We start from the raw sequence: 18,196 nt of genomic DNA on the forward strand, positions 1-18,196 counted from the left end.
GCAGTGGTCCCTTTAAAGCCCTTCGATCATGGGCTAAAGCCTAAGGGAAGGGTCCCTTTAAAGCTCTTCGACCATGGGCTAAAGCCTAGGGGAAGGGGCCCTCTAAAGCTCTTCGACCATGGGCTAAAGCCTAGGGGAGGGATGCAAGCTATCGCTATAAGGCTAGCAATAGCTTGCATCCCTAATTATGTGATGGCCAATTGGGCACTTCCTAGACTATTCAATTAAACCTGCTCCAGGGCTTGCTTGAGGTCGTCGATAATGTCGTCGGCATCTTCAATGCCGATGGCCAGACGAATTAGCTCGGGGGCAATGCCAGCGCTGGCTAGGTCTTGTTCGGAGAGTTGGGAGTGGGTGGTGCTGGCGGGGTGGATGGCCAGACTCTTGGCGTCTCCCACATTGGCTAGGTGAGAGAATAGCCCTAGCTTGCCGATAAAGTCTTTACCGGCATCGGCACCGCCGGAGATGCCAAATACCACCATGGCACCAAAGCCATGCTTGAGATAGCGTTTGGCTATTTCATGGGCTTTGTCAGTTTCGAGACCGGGGTAGCGGACCCATGCAACCTTGGGATGTTGGGCTAAAAATTCGGCGACGGCCATGGCATTTTCGCAATGGCGCTGCATGCGCAGGTGCAGGGTTTCGATGCCCTGTAAGAACATCCAGGCATTGTCGGGGGCAATGCAGGCACCTAGGTTACGCAGTGGGACGAGACGCATGCGCAGGGTGTAGGCGAGGGGTGCCAGGGGCCCTAGGTCGTGGGCAAAGCGCAGTCCGTGGTAGCTGGCATCGGGGTCGCTCATGAGGGGGAACTTGCCCGAGGTCCAGTCGAATTTGCCGGAATCTACCATGATGCCGCCGATGCCGGTGCCGTGGCCGCCCAACCATTTGGTGAGGGAGTGGACAACAATGTCGGCCCCGTGCTCTAGGGGACGGATCAGGTAGGGGGTGGTGAAGGTGCTGTCAACAACTAGGGGGAGGCCGTGTTCGTGCGCGATCGCACTAATCGCTTCTAAATCGGATACTTCTAGACCTGGGTTGCTAACGGTCTCACAATATACCAGCTTGCACTTATCATTAATGGCCGCGCGAAAGTTCTCAGGGTTACGGGGATCAACAAGGTTCACCTTGATGCCCAACGTCGGCAAAATGTTCTTAAACATTGTGTAGGTGCCGCCGTACAGGGTATTGGCCGAGACAATTTCATCCCCCGCCTGGCAAATGTTAATAATGCTATAAAAAATTGCACTGGTGCCCGAGGCCAGGGCTAGGGCGGCCACACCGCCCTCTAAGGCGGCCACCCGCTTTTCTAGCACGTCGTGGGTGGGGTTCATCAACCGGGTGTAGATGTTGCCCAGTTCCTTGAGGCCAAATAGATTGGCGGCATGTTCCGCATCTTTAAAGACGTAGGAACTTGTCCGATACACTGGGACTGCCCGCGATAGGGTGGTGGGGTCTGGTTCCTGGCCTGCATGTAGACATTGGGTGCCAAGGCCATGTTTTGCGCTCATCGACCCGATCTCCGAATAGGGTTTGCCCAGGAATTCTATCTTGATATTTCAGTAGCTATGCAATTCGTGTAGATACTTAAGCATTCTTGAAACCCGGTATTGGCTTTGCAATACAGTGGTCATTTTTCTGCGTGTTGTCGTTGGCTGACTCTTCCAACAAGTTTGCAATTACCTAGCTTGCACCACCGTAGCGGGCTGTCTTTGTTTTATCTGCTTCCAACCAGGCCCATAGCTGATCGCCGAGGGAAAAATGCCACCATTCGTTGGGATGTTGCTGAAACCCGGCGGACTTCATCGCCTGGGAGAGAATCAAACGCGCCTGGTGAAACTGTTCCCCACCGGGTTTATCCGCAAAATAGTTCGGAAACGACCGTTCAGAAATCTCATCGATCTCTGACCCCATGTCCACCACCTGCTGCCCATCGTCCACCAGGGTAATATCCACGGCTGCCCCCGTGCTGTGGGGCGGTGGCGTCGCCGGATCGTGGCTGGGCGCTGCCCAAAACTGACACACCTGGTCCATTAGCTCCTGTTTAGGAGCCTCCGACCCACCCGGATGTTGTTTTTGCCAATCCTGCAACAGCTGTCCGTAGGTGTAGTCCACCATAAACTGTTGCACCGCAATGGGGCGATAGGCATCAAAAATCTGGATCCGCCAGCCGGGGTGATCTGTCTGCAGCAATTCTTGGGCCTGGAGCAATGCCTGGAGCACCCCTTGGCGCACATAGTAGGGAGATCGCTCACCATAGGGCGCCCCCAACACCGCATAGGGATGGGGATCCACCACGGCAAACTGCTCTAAGGGGATGGGCACCAGCGGTTCGCCGCATTCCTGAATGGGAACGCGCTGATAGGGTTTTGAAACCATGGTCTACCCTACCGCAACGGGCTGTTTTACCATTTCCACAAAGTTGGCCAACAGTTTCAACCCGGTTTTGGCCGACTTTTCTGGGTGGAACTGCACCGCCATCAGGTTGTCTTTTGTGACGGCTGCCGTGACCGTTTGGCTACCGTGGGTGACGGTGGCGGCCACAATGCTGGGGTCGGTGGTCTCAGCGTAGTAGGAATGGACGAAATATACCCAGTCGTCGGTGGCGATGTCGGTCCACAGGGGATGGTCGGACTTGGCGAGCTGGAGCTGGTTCCAACCCATGTGGGGAATGGTGATGCTGGGTTCGGGCTTAAATTTGCGGAGGGTGCCCTTGAGGACGCCGATGCCGGGTTCTACGCCTTCTTCGGAGGCCTCGAACAATAGCTGGAGGCCAACGCAGATGCCGAGGAAGGGCTTGCCGCTGGCGATGACGTCGAGGATGGGCTGCTCTAGGTTGCGATCTCGCAAATGCTGCACTGCCGGATCAAAGGACCCCACACCGGGGAGCACCACCCCATCGGCCCGATGCAGCACCTCTGGCTGGTCGGTCACTATGGGGATGGCCCCAGCAAACTCCAGCCCCTTGCAGGCGGAGTGCAGGTTACCCATGTCGTAATCAATCACAGCAATGGTTGGCATGGCTCTCTTAGGTAGACGATTACTGCTCTATACTAAACCCTTGTTCGAGTTACCAACTTAAAGCAGAACGATTTCCCCAGAAATCTAGAGTTTGGAATTCCGACTTTTACACCAATGGCGTCACCCATACTTATTACCAGTTTTTGTCCTTGGAAAGCCCATCAGGGCTTAAATTCTAGCGATGTGCTGTTGGCCCAAATCGCGCCCAGGTTGCCGCCCAATGCCGTGATGCTGCGCCAGCTGCCGGTAAATTTTGACCTGGCCCCCATGCGGGTGATTAACCAAATTGTGGTGTACCGTCCCAAGGTGGTGATTTGTTGTGGCATGGCGGAAACCCGCGACACCCTGACGGTGGAACGGTGGGGCACCTATGAAAAACAGGCGCTGGAAACACCCATCGATTTAGCTAACCTGATCGACCATACGGTGCACACCCACATTAGTGAAGATGCCGGGGATTTTGTATGCAACCGGCTTTACTATCGGGTGTTAAAACATGTGCAACAACAATCTACGGCGGCGTTGTTTGTGCATGTGCCGTTAATTAAGCCTGCCAATAACGTTGTTCTAGAGTTTGACTTTCTCAAGATTGTTGAACATTTAAATCATGTGTGTTGACGCCCTTTCCCGAAGGTAAGCTTACCCTTCGACTCCGCTCAGGGTGCGCGCAAAGGCCCTTGAGCCTACGGTGTACACACAAGTTATCGTCAAGTCGCTTAGTTTCTAGAAGCCCCCTAAGTCCCCAAGAATTGGGGGACTTTGAGCTTGAGTTTCCCCCCAGGATTGGGGGGACTAAGGGGGGCAATGCAGCATTTTGAGCTTTAGTCCGAGATGTGTGTACACCGTAGGCCCCTGAGCGGAGTCGAAGGGGGCGCCCAGGGGCCTGGAGGAGACGTTCTATTTTTTTACGATGGATTTGTCCGTGGGCACAACTGGCTAAACCGGGTGTAATCTTCTTTATAACCAATGGCCGCTTAATTCTGTTTTTCCATGTTTCCGCTTTTACTTGCCCAAACGCCCCCGGCTGAAATCATTGTTCGTCCCCAGCAGGTCAGACCGCTGCCTGCGGCGTTGGATACCATCCCGGTATTCAACAGCAACAGCCCTGAGCTGATTGGCACGCCGGGTATTTTGCTGTCCACCTTTCCCCCGGCGGGCATGGCCACCCCAGAGGCCCATTTAGACTTTGCCTTTGAGGGCCGGTTTGATCTGTTTGCCCACCATGTGTACAAGGCCGAGGATCCTGAGGATCTTAGCTCCATGTATGTGGCGATTTTGGTGCACAATCCGGGCACGGAAGCGGTGACGGTGGATGTGCTGTCGGGGGCGAGCTACCTAAGCCAGCCCGATGCGCCCTTTATTCAGCTGCCCAGTGCCGTTGCGTTTTCCCCAGATGAGCCGGTGTTTGCCGGTCCTGGCAGTCGGGTAATGGGGGATTTAATCCAGGGACAGCGCCAGGAGGGACTGCCCTCCCAGCTGGTGGTGGCCCCCGGTGCCAATGCCCTGTTGATCAATGTGCCGATTCCGGTGGCAGACTTGGAGCCGCCCATTAATGGCCGCTCTACGCTAATGGAGCTGGACAGCAGCGGCCCGATATATTTGGCTAGTTTGGCCCAGTCCGCCGCTGGGGGCGCCGAGGAAACGGCACCGTCCTTGGCCCAGTGGGAAACGCTGTTGGCCACATCGGGGCTGGCGGGGCCTCGCGATCGCGCCCCCACCCCCATCACCGACAATCCAGAGAAAATTATCTACGGTCGGGTGGCCGGGGTGGCCCAGGGCTCTAGCTGGACGGCGGTGCTCACCGACGACGACGAGACCCCGCAGCTCACCATTCCGGCTGCGGGCGGGGCCATTTCCTACGGCATTAGCACCCTCTATGGTGGCGAACTGGGCACCGGCCAAAACCAAAGCGCCGAAATGCTGGTGCGCTACGACGATACGGCCTACCAGGCCCACGGCAACTATGGGGTGGAATACAACCTCACCCTGCCCCTCTACAACCCGAGCGATCGGCCCCAAACGGTGACGGTGGCCCTAGAAACCCCCATCAAGGAAGATCAGCTTTCCACCGAGGGGCTACAGTTTTTTGAAACCCTGCCCAACCGCACCTTTTTCCGGGGGCCGGTGCAGGTGCGCTACCGTAGCGATCGCGGCTTGCCCCAAATCCGCAATGTCCATTTGGTGCAGCTGCGGGGACAGCAGGGAGAGCCCCTGGCCACCCTTACCCTAGCCCCCCAGGAACAGCGCCGGGTAAACCTAACCCTGCGCTATCCCCCCGACTCCACCCCCCCCCAGGTGATTACGATTCAAACTGAGTAATTTTTTCGTCCGCGTTCAAAAAGCCCCCTTTTATTGGAGAAAAGGGGGCTTTTTGTCATAGCCGGGGATTTATCCCGAAGTGGGGGGACGGTAACAGTAAATGTACTTGTCTAGCAGGCACGGCATCTTTCCTCAATGGACCTTTTTTAACTGTTTCTACGACGTAACTATGGTCCGTCATCAAGCCTATTTGATGTAGGTACCTTGCAAGCATGTCAACACCGCCCATTATTCATAGCCTCGACCAAAAGATACAGCAGGCAAAGCGTTCGTTATATACAGGTCTGCTGGCCGTCAGCACAGAAACGGATACCAAAATCCCATGGGTGTTTTATTTTCTCATGGGGCAAATTGTTTGGGCCAATTCCCGCACCCATCCCAAGCGCCGCTGGCAGCGACAGTATGTGAAACACTCTCCTCAACTAAAAAAACACAACGGCGCTGTCAACCACCGCGATATTCCCAACTACAAAACGGTGTCACGGCTGGTGATGCACCAACGGTTTGACCAAGAACAGTTTTCTAAAATTGTGCGCGGCTGTATCACGGAAGTCCTGTTTGACATTCTGTATACAACGCAGGTGGCTTCGGTGGAGACACTGACCTATAAGGCCAGTCCCCGCAAAGGGGTGGATTTTCCTTGCATTGCCCTGCAGCAAACCGACATGTGGGAGCAGGCTCAACAAGACTGGCAGGCTTGGCAAGGGGCAAATTTGCTAGATTGTTGTCCAAATCTTGCCCCCAAAGTGGTTCAATCCGACCTGCTGCAAGATTCTACGCGGCCCGATATTTTTAAGGTTTTGAATCATTTGGCCGATGGGCAGCAAACCCTGCGGGATCTGGCGGTGAAAGCCGACTATCCCCTGATTCCCCTGGCCCAATCCCTAGTACCCCACATTCGTCGCAACCTAATCCAGCTGGTGTATGTGGATGATTTCTCCCACCATGGTCGCCTCAAAACATCGAGTCTAGACGCATTGGCCAGCGGCGCTCCACCCACCCACCTAATTTCGGACGAAGACCCTGGGGTGATTTATATTACGGCCAATCTGGGGGATGGGCAGGCGATGGCGAATATTTTCAATGGTTCGGGCTATCGCTACTGTGCCATTACCGATCCGGTGGATGCGTTGAACCAGCTGATGGACTATGCGCCCAAGCTGATTTTCCTGGATTTAATGATGCCGGTGATCAATGGCTATGAGCTATGTGTTCAAATTCGTCGGATTATTGAATTTAGGCAAGTGCCCATCGTGCTGATTGCCAATAGCCAAAGCATTCCCGACCGGGTGCGGGCTAAGTTTGTCGGGGCCACCGGCTTTTTAAGCTATCCCATCAAGGCGTCCCAGGTGCTGCCCGTTGCCATGAAACATCTGAAAGCAGAAGATGCTGAACCCGTGGCGGCGGGATCTAAGGTGTAGCCCCCTATAGGGCGTTGCCAATCAGAATAAATGGAGCCCAGTGGTAGGGATGGGCCGCACCGGCGGGGCGTTCTGCCCAATCAGAGGCGATGCCGCTGCGCATAGCGCCCAGGCGAGTGGGCACATCCTGGCTGTAGAGCAAACTGAGTTGGGCCTGTTGTAGGGCTTCGGCCTTGGTGAGGGTGCCGGTGGCGAGAAATTCGTAAAAGCGCTGCATGAGTAAACTGGTGCTTTGGTCGTTCACAGCCCACAGGGAGGCCATGACGGCCTGGGCCCGGTTGCCCTTTAAAAAGTAGGAACTAATGCCGGCAATTTCTCGCCCGTCACTGCCCCGTTCTCCATAGGCGGTTTCGCAGGCGGAGAGAACAACTAAATGGACATTTTCTAGATCCGCCTGGAGCAGGGTGTCAATTTCTGGGATGGCCAGGGGTTCGCCGTTGCCGAGGACTATAAAGGAACGGTCGGGGGAACCGGGTTCAAATTTGGCATGGGTGGCAATGTGCAAAATTTGGTGTTGATACACTTCCGAGCGCATTAGGTCCTGGTTAAAGGCTTGGTTGAGAAACACTTTGCCAGCGTAAAACCCGTTGCGATCGCGACTGTTTTCCTTGACGATGTTGTCCAACTCAATGGGCACATTTTCCAGGGCCCGAAAGGGGGGCGCCGGGTCCGATAACCCCAACCCCAGCACCGAGGGATCTCCGGGGGGCGGATCTAGATCGGTTTCGGTGGCGGCCAAAATGCTAGAGACGGCATATTGTTCAATCAAATATTGTTCGCCATCGTGGAGGGCGGCCATGGGAATATAGCGGGTGTAGCGATCGTGGGCAAAGATCAGGTGTTTGATTTGGTTGTTGCTCAGCTCCGCTGCCAAGGGCTGGATCAGCCAGTCGTAGAGGATGCGGGACTTGGCTTGGATGCTGGCTAGGGAGGTGCCGCCCCGGCCAATCTCCTGACGAAAATCCGCCACCGCCTGGGCGAGCTGGGCCTGGGTCACGTCCTTCACCTCAATGCTGCCCACCACATTGTTTTGCGCCGCCCACAGCAACCACAGCTTGTTGTCCACCACCAGGGGATACACCAGCACCGCATCTTCGTGGGCGGCCAACAGCTTACTGGCCTCGTTGCCCAGGTCTTGCGGGTTAATGCACTGGTCGTCCACCTGTTGGCATTCCCGTCGATAGGCCGCCTCAATTGTTTGTACCTGTTGCCCATACTCCACCAGCAGGGTTTCCCGCTGGCGACTCAGGTCGCTGCGGCTGGCACATCGCGTCGCATCGCACTCTTCAATCGCCTGGCCCAGGGCGATCAGGCTACCGTGGGTGGCCTGCACCCGTTGTTCTAAAGGCGTCAGCGAAATGCCGTCGCTGGTCCACACCGCGCGGGTGGTAAACTCTCGCAATTCTTCAATTTTTAACAGGTCTAACACCCGCTGGGCTTCCGGAATGCGCCCCTGGGTGAGCAGCACATCCGCCAGTTGGCGATAGGTGTCGGCGATGGACTCGGTGTAGGAAACCTGTAGATTTTTATCCAGGCCACGAAGGTTCTGCCGTAGGGTTTCATAGGTATTCACCGCCTGCTTGAGAAAAACACTGGCCAGTTCCGGCTGGCCCTGGTGGTTGAGTCGTTTCCCCAGGGCCGCCAGGGTGCTGGCCTCACTGGGGCGATTGCCCTGGGCGCGGTACAGGGCCAACGATCGCCGCAACAGTTCCAGGGCCTCCGTAGGCTGGTTCGCCACCAGCCCCAGCCCCTTCAGGGTGGCCCCCATTTCCGATGCCTGGCCAATGCGCTCTTGAATCGCCAGGGCCTGGGTAAAAACAGAGTTAGCTGCGGCCAGGTTGTTTAGGTTGTACTGAGCATAGCCAATGTTGGTCAGGGTCAGGGCCTCTGAACCCACGGCCCCCACGGCTTGGTAGATTTCCAGGGCCTGGCGATAGTGGCCGAGGGCCAGGGCGTAGTTGCCCTGGGTGGCGGCACTGTTGCCCAGGGTGTTGTAGATGGACGCCTCCCCGGTGACGGCCCCAATCTCTTTGAAAATTTGCAGTGCCTCCTGGTATTGGGCCACCGCCTGGTCTGGCTGGCCTAAACTTTCGTAGGTTTCTCCCAGGGCCTGGAGAGAATAGGCAATGTCATCTAAATCCTTGAGATCGCGGGAGATCTCTAGGGCCGTTTGTTGATCGGCTAGGGCCGCGGCAAACTCCCCCTGGCTCAGGTATATATTTCCCCGGATGCGGATGCCACTGGCTTCGCGGCTACGCTGACCGATGCGCTGGTGAATGTCCAGGGCCTGGGTGATGTGGGCCAGGGCTTGGTCGTAGTCTCCTTGGTAGCGCACCAGATTGCTCAGGTTCATTAGCTGATTGGCTTGGCTGGGCAGAAACATCAGCTCTTGGGACAGCGTTAGCGCCCGCTGCAGATACTCATGGGCCTGGGTGTAGTTGCCCTGGCTTTGGTACAGGGTGCCGATGTTGGCCAAGGTGGTGGGCTCCAGGGGCTTGAGGCCAATGGCGGTAATGAGGTCTAGGGCCCGTTGATAATAGTCTAGGGCCAGGGCATATTCCCCCTGGCTGTCGTAGGCAATGGCGATGTTGTTTAAGCTAGTGGCGATGCTGGCGCGGGCGTCAATGGATTCTTCAATGGCCAGGGCCGCCTGAAACGAGGTGAGGGCTAGGGCGTAGTTTCCCTGTTCTTGGTAAATATTGCCAATGTTGTTAATCAATCCAGCTTCCCCAGCCGGGTCGTTAAGGGTTTGAACAATTTCCAGGGCCCGCTCCCTGAGGGCTAAAGACTCCTGGTAGTTGCCCCGCTCTGCATAGACGCTGCCAATGTTGTTTAGTAGTTTTTGTTCAGCGTCAACGGTGCTGTCTAGGCACAGATCTCTTGCCCGTTGGGCGAGCTGCTGGTTCTGGCGCTCGGTCACGTTTAGGTTGACGTTGTTCCACAGGAAGCAGCTGGCTTCTAAATTTTCCAGTGCGTCGGGGGCCGTTAGCTGGCGGCGCAGGTTGTTGTTAATTTCCAGGGCCTGGTTGTGGGCCCCTAGGGCCGCAGGGTAGTCCCCCTGAATGGTGGAGATTAGGCCCATATTGTTTAGCACCGCCAGGAGAGTGTTGGGTTCTTGTTGGGCCTCTGCCAGGGTGCGGGCTTCTGCATATCTGGCCAGGGCTGTGGGATAGTTGCCCAAATCGTCGTAGAGTTTGGCCAGCCATAGGGTGGCCCGGAGCAACAGGGCGGGCGAGTTGGTGTCTTTGGCAACGGCTTCCGCCTGGTTGGCGATGGCGATGGCCCGATCGTAATCGGCCAAACGCTGGTGTTGAACGGAAATAATATTGAGGGTATTAAATTCCAAGTCTGGCTTGCCCAAGCCTTGGGCCACGGGCAGGGCCTGTTCGTAGTTTTCGAGGGCGGCGGCATAGGCCTGTTGGTCGGCCTGGGTGTCGCCAAGGCTAACGAGGATGGACCATAGGGAGTTGAGGGCATTTTCTCGAAAATAGGCCGTATCTTCGAGGGTGTTGATTAAAAAAACATCGGACACCAGCTCCGGGTGGGGAAACTGTTCTAGGGGGCGTTCGCTCAGGTCAACCACCTGCTGGGCGTAGTTTTTCCCTAGGGTGAGATATGCGCGGGCCTGGCCATAGTCACCGCTTTGGCGGGTCTGTTCTCCCAGGGCCCAGTGGTGTTGCGATAGGCTGACTCGGGTAAACAGTTCTAGCCTGGTGGCAGACAGCTGCTGCGCGATTTCCAGGGCCATGGTTGAAGCGGCGATGGCGTCTAGGTGTTGTTCTAGCTGTTGGTGGGTTTGGCCCAGGTACCAGTGGGTAATGCCTTGCTCTAAGGTGGCATTGATAATCAGTTCTTCGTTTTTAGAGGCAAGCAGGGTTGCGCGCTTTGCGGTTAGCACCTGGAGATTGGTTTGCTGCACCTGCAGTTGGTCTTCGACCCGGTTTTGTTTGCTGTAGGCGCGGGACTGCAGGTCGTAAACGGCGCTGAGGTTGCCGTAGTAGCTGGCGAGCTGGTCGTAGAGTGGGGCGGTTTGGTCTGGGGGTGCTTGGCCCAGGGCTGTTTTGATGGCCTCGATGGCTTGGGTGCTGGCTGCGATCGCATTTTCCGCCAGTGCCTCAATGGGGCCAAAGTTCTCGGATTCAATTAGCCCATTGATTTGTTCGCGGTAGCGGGCGCTAGCCGCATCTTGGGATGTGGCACGAGCTCTTAGCTCAGCAATGGTGCCACCGGAAACCTCTGTCTGTTTGTTGCGACGGGGTTGGGCCATGGTCTCCTGGTATGTTTGCCCATGGACCGGTCGCCAGGATTCGACCCCGATACCGACCGCTGACGCAAGAGCAAGGAGCACAGGACCATAACGCATCAGGATATTCTCCAATTAGACAGGCCCATTCTACATGGACGCTATGGAGATTCTTTGTGAAAGACTAATGAAAAGTTGTTGGCGGGCATGTCAATCACTTCCTTAAGTGCAAATTTATGACCCTTGGCCGCATCTTCCACCGCTTCTAGATCCCGTACGCCCCAGTCAGGATTTTGCTCTTTTAGCCAGGTGTCGAAGGTGTCGTTGCTAGGGGCGGTGTGTTGGCCATCCCGCTTAAAGGGGCCATAGATATATAGCACGCCACCGTTGGGCAAAATGCGCTCCGCCCCGGTTAGTAAGGCTTCGCAGGTTTGCCAGGGGGAAATGTGGATCATATTAATATTGACGATGGCATCCACTGAATGTTTTTCGTGGTTTTCCACTGGCCAGGGGGTTTGGCACACGTCTAGTTCGGTGGCGGGTATCAGATAGCAGGCATTGGTTTGCTTGGCCCAGGCGGCAATGCTTTTGAGCATGGGGGCGCTCACATCACTGGGCCACCAGCGGCGGGGCGCTAGTTTGGGGGCAAAGTAAGCGGCATGTTCGCCGGTGCCGCTGGCGATTTCTAGGACGGTGCCGGGGTTGGGTAATACGCGCTCTAGGATTTCTAGGATGACTTCGCGGTTGCGTTCGGTGGCGGGGGAATAGAGACGACCGTCGTTGGGTTTAAAGTTGGGCATGGGTGGGGCTGGCTGGAATACTTGAATTAGGATACGGGGGAAGGGGAAAAGGAGCCAGCAGTTCTTTATTAAGTTAGTGCCTAAGAATGCAGAAGAGAGATACCCCCCCATCGTTCTCGAGGTTCTCTAATACCGACGCTAACCCCGTCAATTTATGGGCCATTCCTAGTGGGCAAACGCCCTAATCCTGAGTTCAGTTTGAAATTAAATTGGGCAAAATTGAATTAAAGTATTCACCCTCAGACTAGCTTTCCATGGTTTTCTGCTAGAAACTTTAAATCAAAGCACTATAGAACTTGTATATCCTAAATTTTAGCCTTGACGGACTACGATGCATCACATGTCAATGTAATGAAAATAGCAATTCTAATCCTGGCATGTGTCAAGGTTTTATTGGCCTGTCCAGCTACATTCGCCCAGGTAGTCGCAGACGATAGCGTCAATACCGTCGTCACAGGGGGAGGCACCTATCTGATTACGGGGGGGACAACAACAGGTACTGCCCCAAGTCTTTTCCATAGCTTTGAAACATTCTCCTTATCTACGGGCGACACGGCTGTCTTTGATCTAACGACATCACCCCAGGTGGAAAATGTATTCAGTCGGGTTACTGGAGGTAATCCATCAGAGATTAACGGTACGCTGACGCTGAGTGGCGCCAATGCAAATCTATATTTATTAAATCCGGCAGGGATTGTTTTTGGCCCCACGGCACAGCTGCTTTTACCGGCATCTTTTGTGGCAACAACGGCTGACGGCTTAATGTTTGAAAATGATTTTGTATTTAGCGCCAGCGACCCACAGACACTGCCATTGCTCACTGTAAATACCCCCATTGGCCTACAGATGGGGGCCAATGCTGGGGCGGTTAGTGTGAATGGCGTCGGCCACACCCTTGCTAAATTAGATGCAACAGGCCAACCCTTTGAAGGGGCTCCCCATGTGCAGTTAGGCCCTACCACTGGCTTACAGGTGGCACCGGGGCAAACCCTGGCCTTGGTGGGTAATGGCGTCACCCTAACGGGTGGGGTGGTCACCGCACCCAGCGGCAATTTAGAAATTGGCGCAGTTGCCCCCGGAGAACAGGTTGCGATCGCAACCACCCCCACTGGCATTGACCTCAACTACGATAGCGTCAACACATTTCAAGATGTCAGCCTACAGCAGCAATCCCTGGCCAATGTCAGCGGTGTTGCCGTGCAAATCAACCCATTCTTGCCTATCCATACATTTACCAGCCACCAGGGGCAATTACAGGTGGCGGGTCGTCAAGTTAGCCTAACCGAGACATCCCTATTGTTGGGCCAAAATGGAGTTGCTGCGACCCAACCCGGCGGCCCCATTCAGGTCAATGCCTCAGAACAACTTTTAATCAGTGGGAGCGATGGGTCTAGCCTAGTTAGCAGCGGAATTGTCGGTGAAAATCTGGGGTTAACCCTGAATGGAGATGTACAACTAACGGCCTCTGACTTGGCCGTTGAAAATGGAGGTTTGGTCACCAACACAACCTACTCAACAGCTGACGGTGGTCAGATTGATGTGCAAGTGGACAATCAACTGACGATCGCAGGCTTCAATTCGCAAGCTCCACGGGTTTCCTCCACAATTACCAGCGCTGCATTTGCTGCGGGTTCCGGGGGGGATGTTAATATCTCAGCCCGCGATTTTTCGTTATTGGCAGGGGGAAGTGCCACTAGTCTTAACTTTGCCACTGGGACTGGCGGTGATGTGACAATTGGGGCAGATACCGTTTTGTTGTCAGGTCGTGTGTCATCCACACAAGTACCCAGCACCATTAGCTCCTCTAATTTTGGTCTGGGGAATGCGGGTAACCTGACCATCGACACGCGGTTACTCAATATGCAAGACACCAGTGCCATTGGGGCCACCTCCTCAGGGGATGGCGCCGCTGGCAATATCACCATCAATGCTACAGAACGAATCGATCTATCGGCCCCGATTACAGGGCTGCCAGTAACAACGTCCATTAGCTCTTCGACCATCGTTCCAAACCTCTCAGAGCAGCAGCTGCTTAATCTATCGGCTGTACCTAACGGAGATGCTGGTAGCGTAATCATCACAACGCCTGTTTTGGAAATGACTGGCCCCAGCAGCATCAGTGCTCAAAACCTGGGGACTGGTGATGCCGGTGTGGTTAGCATTCAGGCAGATCGGATGCTGCTGCAGGATAATGCTGTCATCAAAGGACGAACAGTCGCTGGAGAAATCGGCAATATCACCCTAACGGTGGCAGACTTCCTACTGCTGAGGAATGGTAGTAACATCACAACAGAATCTCCAGGGATTGGCAACGGGGGCAATATTACCATTTCCACACCAGCCCTCCTGGCTTTAGAAAATAGCGACATTGTTGCCGATGCCTCCCAGGGTAATGGGGGCAATATTACCATTTCATCTCAGCTACTACTGGGTACTCAATTTCGCAGGCAGCGTACCGCTGAAAGCGATATTACGGCTAGTTCAAAGTTTGGCTTGAATGGAACAGTCTCCATTAATGGCATTGAGATTAACCCCAATTCCGGTCTGGTTGAGCTACCGACTGAAGTCGATGACCCCAGTCAACAAATTGCTGAAAGTTGTTCAGCATTGGGCGTTAATGAGCTGGTGATGACGGGGCGGGGCGGCATTCCCACGACTCCCAATCATGTTTTGATGCCGAATCATACGTGGATAGATTTTCGTGCGAACTCTCCATTGGTCCAAGATGTGTCACCGTCTTCGCGGTTAACTCTTCCTCCATCCCCTGATCAACTGATTGAAGCCACCGGTTGGCATACCAATGCCACAGGGCAAATTGAAATCGTTGCCAATGGGACTCAGCCAGATATCTATGCCGCCTGTAATGATCTATTAAACGGTTAGACGCTGCGTTATTCAGACTGTCGCGCGGGAATTTTCATGACAAATGCTGCCCCTTGGCCCAGGGTGGAATTACAAACCAGGCTCCCCCGATGGCGCTCGGTGATAATTTGGTAGCTAATGGACATGCCCAACCCTGTTCCCTTACCCACTTCCTTAGTGGTAAAAAACGGGTTAAAGATTTTGTCTTGAATCTTTTTAGGAATGCCGGGACCATTGTCTTCTATGCAAATAGTGATAGTGCCTTTATCAGGGTTGTGACAAGTCCGAATAGTAATCTGGGGCTGTTTCGTAGGGGCTTCTTCTAGCGCGTCAATGCTATTGGCTAATATGTTCAAAAATACCTGGTTTAGCTCACCGCTATAGCATTCGATCAAGGGTAGTTCGCCATAGTCTCGTTCAACCTGAATATTTAAGGCATTGTTGAATCGATGCCCTAAAATTAGCAACGTATTTTCCAGGTCGTCATGGATGTCTACGGTTTTCATGTCGGCCTCATCCAACCGCGAGAATGTGCGCAGCCCTTTGACTATGGTTCGAATGCGCTCGGAGCCGATGGAAAGGGACTCTAGAATTTTAGGAAAATCCGCCGTTAGAAAATTAAAGTCGATGTCATCTTTGATTTTTTCAATATCATCAACGTCGATCTCTGTGCACTGCTTTAGTTGTTGTTCTAATGTGGAAATCAAGTAAAACAGATCTTCGGTATATCGCTCTAAATGGGCCAGGTTGCCATGGATAAAATTAATGGGATTATTGATCTCATGGGCAATGCCTGCCACCAACTGTCCCAGGCTCGACATTTTTTCAGCCTGGATCAACTTTTGCTCCGTTGCCTGACGTTCTTCCAGCAGCCGTTTTACGCCGCTAATATATTCGTTTACGGCCATGGTCAGGGTGCCAATTTCATCGTCTGCTTTGACCGGCACCTGCACGTCAAAGTTAGCAGACTGAATACTATCTCGAGCGGCAAAGGTTAAATGCTGAATGGGCTGGGTGATGGCCCGATTGATGCAGTAGGCAATGGTTGCTGCCAGCAGCGTTGATATGGCAAAACTCCACAGGGTTACTTGCCGACTATATCGCTCTACCTCGGCTAGTTGTGCTTGGGAAATGACTAACGCGTTTTGAGTGCGCCTAAGGACGGGGCCGATTTTACGGGGTAGCTGGTTAAACTCCTCAACGGCGGGTTCGTTTAAAAACGTGTTGAGGAGGTCTGATGAAACTTTAATTTGTTGTGCTTCTGACAGGATCGGAGCCTGTTTTTGAAACAAAATTTGGTCTACGTTAAAAACGAACTGGTCGATCTGCTGTTGATACGCATTCAAAATCGAAATGTAGTCCACTGCCAATGTGGAAAGCTGTTTTTGATAGGGCTGATCTTCAATGGGCAATGCTGCTAATTGTTGTAAGTCATTGGCCACCGCTTTTAAGCCATGGTTCAACCTATAGTTGGTGGCAATAAATTTATCGGGTTGATTGGTATAGGTAATTAGCGATCGCAGCTCTAGCTGAGCGGTGAGAACATCTATTTGCAGCCGCTGTATGGTCTCTGTTTGGGTGCGAATTTGCTCGGCATAATCCGTCGCTAGCCGCTGGTGATGGGCGGCCCAAGCCATGCCACCCATGCTACCCAGCATGGCAATGGCCAGCGCCCCACCGTAGCCCAGTCCAATTTTCTTACCAATGGAAAGGCGACGAAAGTATGCACGGCAATACTGATGGGGCCACCGAAATTTTTTATAGGATAAGACTGGATCTAAAACCCTAATGCTGCAGGGAGATCTGAGCATAGCAAAATATAAAACAGGCAGTAAAACGGTAGAATCCCCCAGACACTGGTGCTTGACCCGCACTAGTATCATCATTCTCACATTTTTAAGACTGCCCAATCGGTATTGGGAACAACACAAAGGGGGATGGAGATCTTTGCTGTGGCAAAGATCTCCATCCGTCACAAATTAGGTAACTGTCCTTTTGATTAGTTACCTAAGCATATTGGCTGATCCTGTTGGCTGCTGCCGTTGGCTGAGCGTAGTCGAAGCCAACGGCAGCAGTTTCTACTGTGCCGCGTCTTGCAGTTCTGCCGGGCGTACGGTCACCGTCTGGGTTTGATTATCACGAATAACTTCAAACTTGAGGCCTTGACCAATTTTGCTGCCTTCCACAGTTTTCTGTAGCTGTTCCGCTGTCGTCACCGCATCACCGTCGATTTTTACGATCACATCGCCCCGACGTAGGCCCCCTTTTGCCGCTGGGCTATCGGGCACCATCTGCACAATCAACACGCCATCCGTCTCCGGCACCGTGAGCAACGAATTTGGGTCGCTGTTAATATCCTTGGCCTGGTCCACGGTCAGATTGGTCATTTGGATACCGATAAATGGATGGGGCACCCGCTTACCCTCAGCTAGGAAGGCCTGAATTTCCTTGGCCTTATTGATGGGAATGGCAAAGCCGATGCCCTCGGCGTCAGCCCGAATCGCCGTGTTAATGCCGATCACCTCGCCCTGATCGTTGACTAGGGGACCACCGGAATTGCCCGGGTTAATGGCCGCATCGGTTTGGACAAAGTCCAGACGCTTGTCGGGAATGCCCACCTGGGAGCTGGATCGGTTGAGGGTGCTAATAATGCCGAGGGTGACCGTATTGTCTAAGCCGAGGGGGTTACCCACTGCGATCGCCCAGTCGCCCACCTGTAGCTGGCTAGAATCGCCCTCAGGGGCCACCGGTAGGTTATCTCCCCTAATCTTCACCACCGCCAGATCAGAGGGCTCATCGGTGCCCTTTACTTCACCGTCAAAGGTGCGGCCATCCCGTAGGGTAATGGTGACCTTGTCGGCACCGCTGACCACATGGGCATTGGTGAGCAACAGGCCGCTGTTGTCCACGATAAAGCCAGAGCCCTGACCCTGCTGGCGAAACTCCTGGGGTAGCCGGGGAAAGGCATCATCGCCAAAGAAGCCTCGGAAAAAGGGATCATCGAAAAAGGGATCCTGCGATCGCGTAGCCACCGTACGTTCGGTATCCACCCGCACAACGGCTGGCCCCACCCGATCCACGGCGGCGGCGACAAAATTGTGGGGGGTGTCTGGCACTCGGGCGGTTTCTACTAGCTGTGCGGTGGGGGCGCTTACCTCCGCCACGCTCGGTGGAATAATCCACGGTGAAAATACTCTCAGGGAAGATAGGGTTAGGGCTACGCTCAGGAGAATAATTAATGCGTAGTTGCGGATCTGACGCATGGGACGGACTCTCAATTCAACAGATTAACGGGTTAGGAATATGCGTGAAAATAAGCTACCGCTGTAAGTCTTGGCGATATGGGGAGGACGTTGCTTAACAGAATCCTGTGGGGATTTTATTTTCGTGCATACGCCTTAGCCGTTAGGATCTAGCTTGCAATGGTTTTGTAAAATTGACAGTTGTGAGAACCCTACAAATTGTGTGGGGTCCCTTCGAGTTCCCACACCCCCTGCCTAGGGCGGACGAAACCGCCCTAGAACCCGACA

At 54.1% G+C, this 18,196-nt stretch carries 11 protein-coding genes; 4 read left to right on the forward strand and 7 right to left on the reverse strand.

The genetic code is table 11. The features are described 5' to 3' along the window. Positions 1–224: 224 nt before the first annotated feature. The 3 genes from IXB28_RS14740 to hisH all read right to left on the reverse strand — a co-directional run bounded on the left by IXB28_RS14740 (position 225) and on the right by hisH (position 3,021). On the reverse strand, positions 225–1,511 hold the full coding sequence (locus IXB28_RS14740; RefSeq protein WP_215619366.1) for an O-acetylhomoserine aminocarboxypropyltransferase/cysteine synthase family protein: 1,287 nt from the start codon (positions 1,509–1,511) through the stop codon (positions 225–227). Positions 1,512–1,683: 172 nt separating this feature from the next. Beyond that, complete coding sequence (locus tag IXB28_RS14745) at positions 1,684–2,379, reverse strand: M15 family metallopeptidase (protein ID WP_215619367.1); 696 nt, start codon at positions 2,377–2,379, stop codon at positions 1,684–1,686. Between the two features lie 3 nt (positions 2,380–2,382). Continuing rightward, positions 2,383–3,021, reverse strand: coding sequence for an imidazole glycerol phosphate synthase subunit HisH (gene hisH / locus IXB28_RS14750; RefSeq protein ID WP_215619368.1), 639 nt, complete (start codon positions 3,019–3,021; stop codon positions 2,383–2,385). A 114-nt stretch (positions 3,022–3,135) separates the two neighbouring features. Between hisH and IXB28_RS14755 the strand changes: the two genes are divergently transcribed. The 3 genes from IXB28_RS14755 to IXB28_RS14765 all read left to right on the forward strand — a co-directional run bounded on the left by IXB28_RS14755 (position 3,136) and on the right by IXB28_RS14765 (position 6,761). Beyond that, the gene (locus IXB28_RS14755; protein ID WP_215619369.1) at positions 3,136–3,639 is read left to right on the forward strand and encodes a pyroglutamyl-peptidase I family protein; all 504 of its coding nucleotides are present in this window, start codon (positions 3,136–3,138) and stop codon (positions 3,637–3,639) included. Positions 3,640–4,011: 372 nt separating this feature from the next. Then, complete coding sequence (locus tag IXB28_RS14760; RefSeq protein ID WP_215619370.1) at positions 4,012–5,340, forward strand: DUF3370 domain-containing protein; 1,329 nt, start codon at positions 4,012–4,014, stop codon at positions 5,338–5,340. Between the two features lie 212 nt (positions 5,341–5,552). Beyond that, on the forward strand, positions 5,553–6,761 hold the full coding sequence (locus IXB28_RS14765) for a response regulator (RefSeq protein ID WP_215619371.1): 1,209 nt from the start codon (positions 5,553–5,555) through the stop codon (positions 6,759–6,761). A gap of 4 nt (positions 6,762–6,765) precedes the next feature. On the opposite strand, the gene IXB28_RS14770 is transcribed toward IXB28_RS14765, so the two are convergent. Further along, complete coding sequence (locus IXB28_RS14770) at positions 6,766–11,028, reverse strand: CHAT domain-containing tetratricopeptide repeat protein (protein ID WP_215619372.1); 4,263 nt, start codon at positions 11,026–11,028, stop codon at positions 6,766–6,768. Between the two features lie 137 nt (positions 11,029–11,165). Beyond that, entirely contained in the window at positions 11,166–11,804 is a 639-nt protein-coding gene (locus tag IXB28_RS14775; RefSeq protein WP_215619373.1) for a DUF938 domain-containing protein, read from the reverse strand. A gap of 351 nt (positions 11,805–12,155) precedes the next feature. Here IXB28_RS14775 and IXB28_RS14780 point away from each other — a divergent pair, with 351 nt between their 5' ends. After that, positions 12,156–14,687, forward strand: coding sequence for a two-partner secretion domain-containing protein (locus IXB28_RS14780; RefSeq protein WP_215619374.1), 2,532 nt, complete (start codon positions 12,156–12,158; stop codon positions 14,685–14,687). Between the two features lie 8 nt (positions 14,688–14,695). Here IXB28_RS14780 and IXB28_RS14785 read toward each other — a convergent pair whose 3' ends face one another. Next, positions 14,696–16,477, reverse strand: a complete 1,782-nt coding sequence (locus IXB28_RS14785; RefSeq protein ID WP_215619375.1) for a sensor histidine kinase — start codon at positions 16,475–16,477, stop codon at positions 14,696–14,698. Positions 16,478–16,744: 267 nt separating this feature from the next. Next, the gene (locus IXB28_RS14790; RefSeq protein ID WP_215619376.1) at positions 16,745–17,929 is read right to left on the reverse strand and encodes an HhoA/HhoB/HtrA family serine endopeptidase; all 1,185 of its coding nucleotides are present in this window, start codon (positions 17,927–17,929) and stop codon (positions 16,745–16,747) included. Between the last annotated feature and the right edge of the window lie 267 nt (positions 17,930–18,196).

The organism is Leptothoe kymatousa TAU-MAC 1615, from assembly GCF_018739865.1.
In the GTDB taxonomy this organism is placed as follows: Bacteria; Cyanobacteriota; Cyanobacteriia; order Phormidesmidales; family Phormidesmidaceae; genus Leptothoe; species Leptothoe kymatousa.

Coding starts and splice junctions, on each gene's coding strand:
- IXB28_RS14740 (WP_215619366.1), bottom strand. CDS start 1,511: ATGAGCGCAAAACATGGCCTTGGCACCCAATGTCTACATGCAGGCCAG.
- IXB28_RS14745 (WP_215619367.1), bottom strand. CDS start 2,379: ATGGTTTCAAAACCCTATCAGCGCGTTCCCATTCAGGAATGCGGCGAA.
- hisH (WP_215619368.1), bottom strand. CDS start 3,021: ATGCCAACCATTGCTGTGATTGATTACGACATGGGTAACCTGCACTCC.
- IXB28_RS14755 (WP_215619369.1), top strand. CDS start 3,136: ATGGCGTCACCCATACTTATTACCAGTTTTTGTCCTTGGAAAGCCCAT.
- IXB28_RS14760 (WP_215619370.1), top strand. CDS start 4,012: ATGTTTCCGCTTTTACTTGCCCAAACGCCCCCGGCTGAAATCATTGTT.
- IXB28_RS14765 (WP_215619371.1), top strand. CDS start 5,553: ATGTCAACACCGCCCATTATTCATAGCCTCGACCAAAAGATACAGCAG.
- IXB28_RS14770 (WP_215619372.1), bottom strand. CDS start 11,028: ATGGCCCAACCCCGTCGCAACAAACAGACAGAGGTTTCCGGTGGCACC.
- IXB28_RS14775 (WP_215619373.1), bottom strand. CDS start 11,804: ATGCCCAACTTTAAACCCAACGACGGTCGTCTCTATTCCCCCGCCACC.
- IXB28_RS14780 (WP_215619374.1), top strand. CDS start 12,156: ATGAAAATAGCAATTCTAATCCTGGCATGTGTCAAGGTTTTATTGGCC.
- IXB28_RS14785 (WP_215619375.1), bottom strand. CDS start 16,477: ATGCTCAGATCTCCCTGCAGCATTAGGGTTTTAGATCCAGTCTTATCC.
- IXB28_RS14790 (WP_215619376.1), bottom strand. CDS start 17,929: ATGCGTCAGATCCGCAACTACGCATTAATTATTCTCCTGAGCGTAGCC.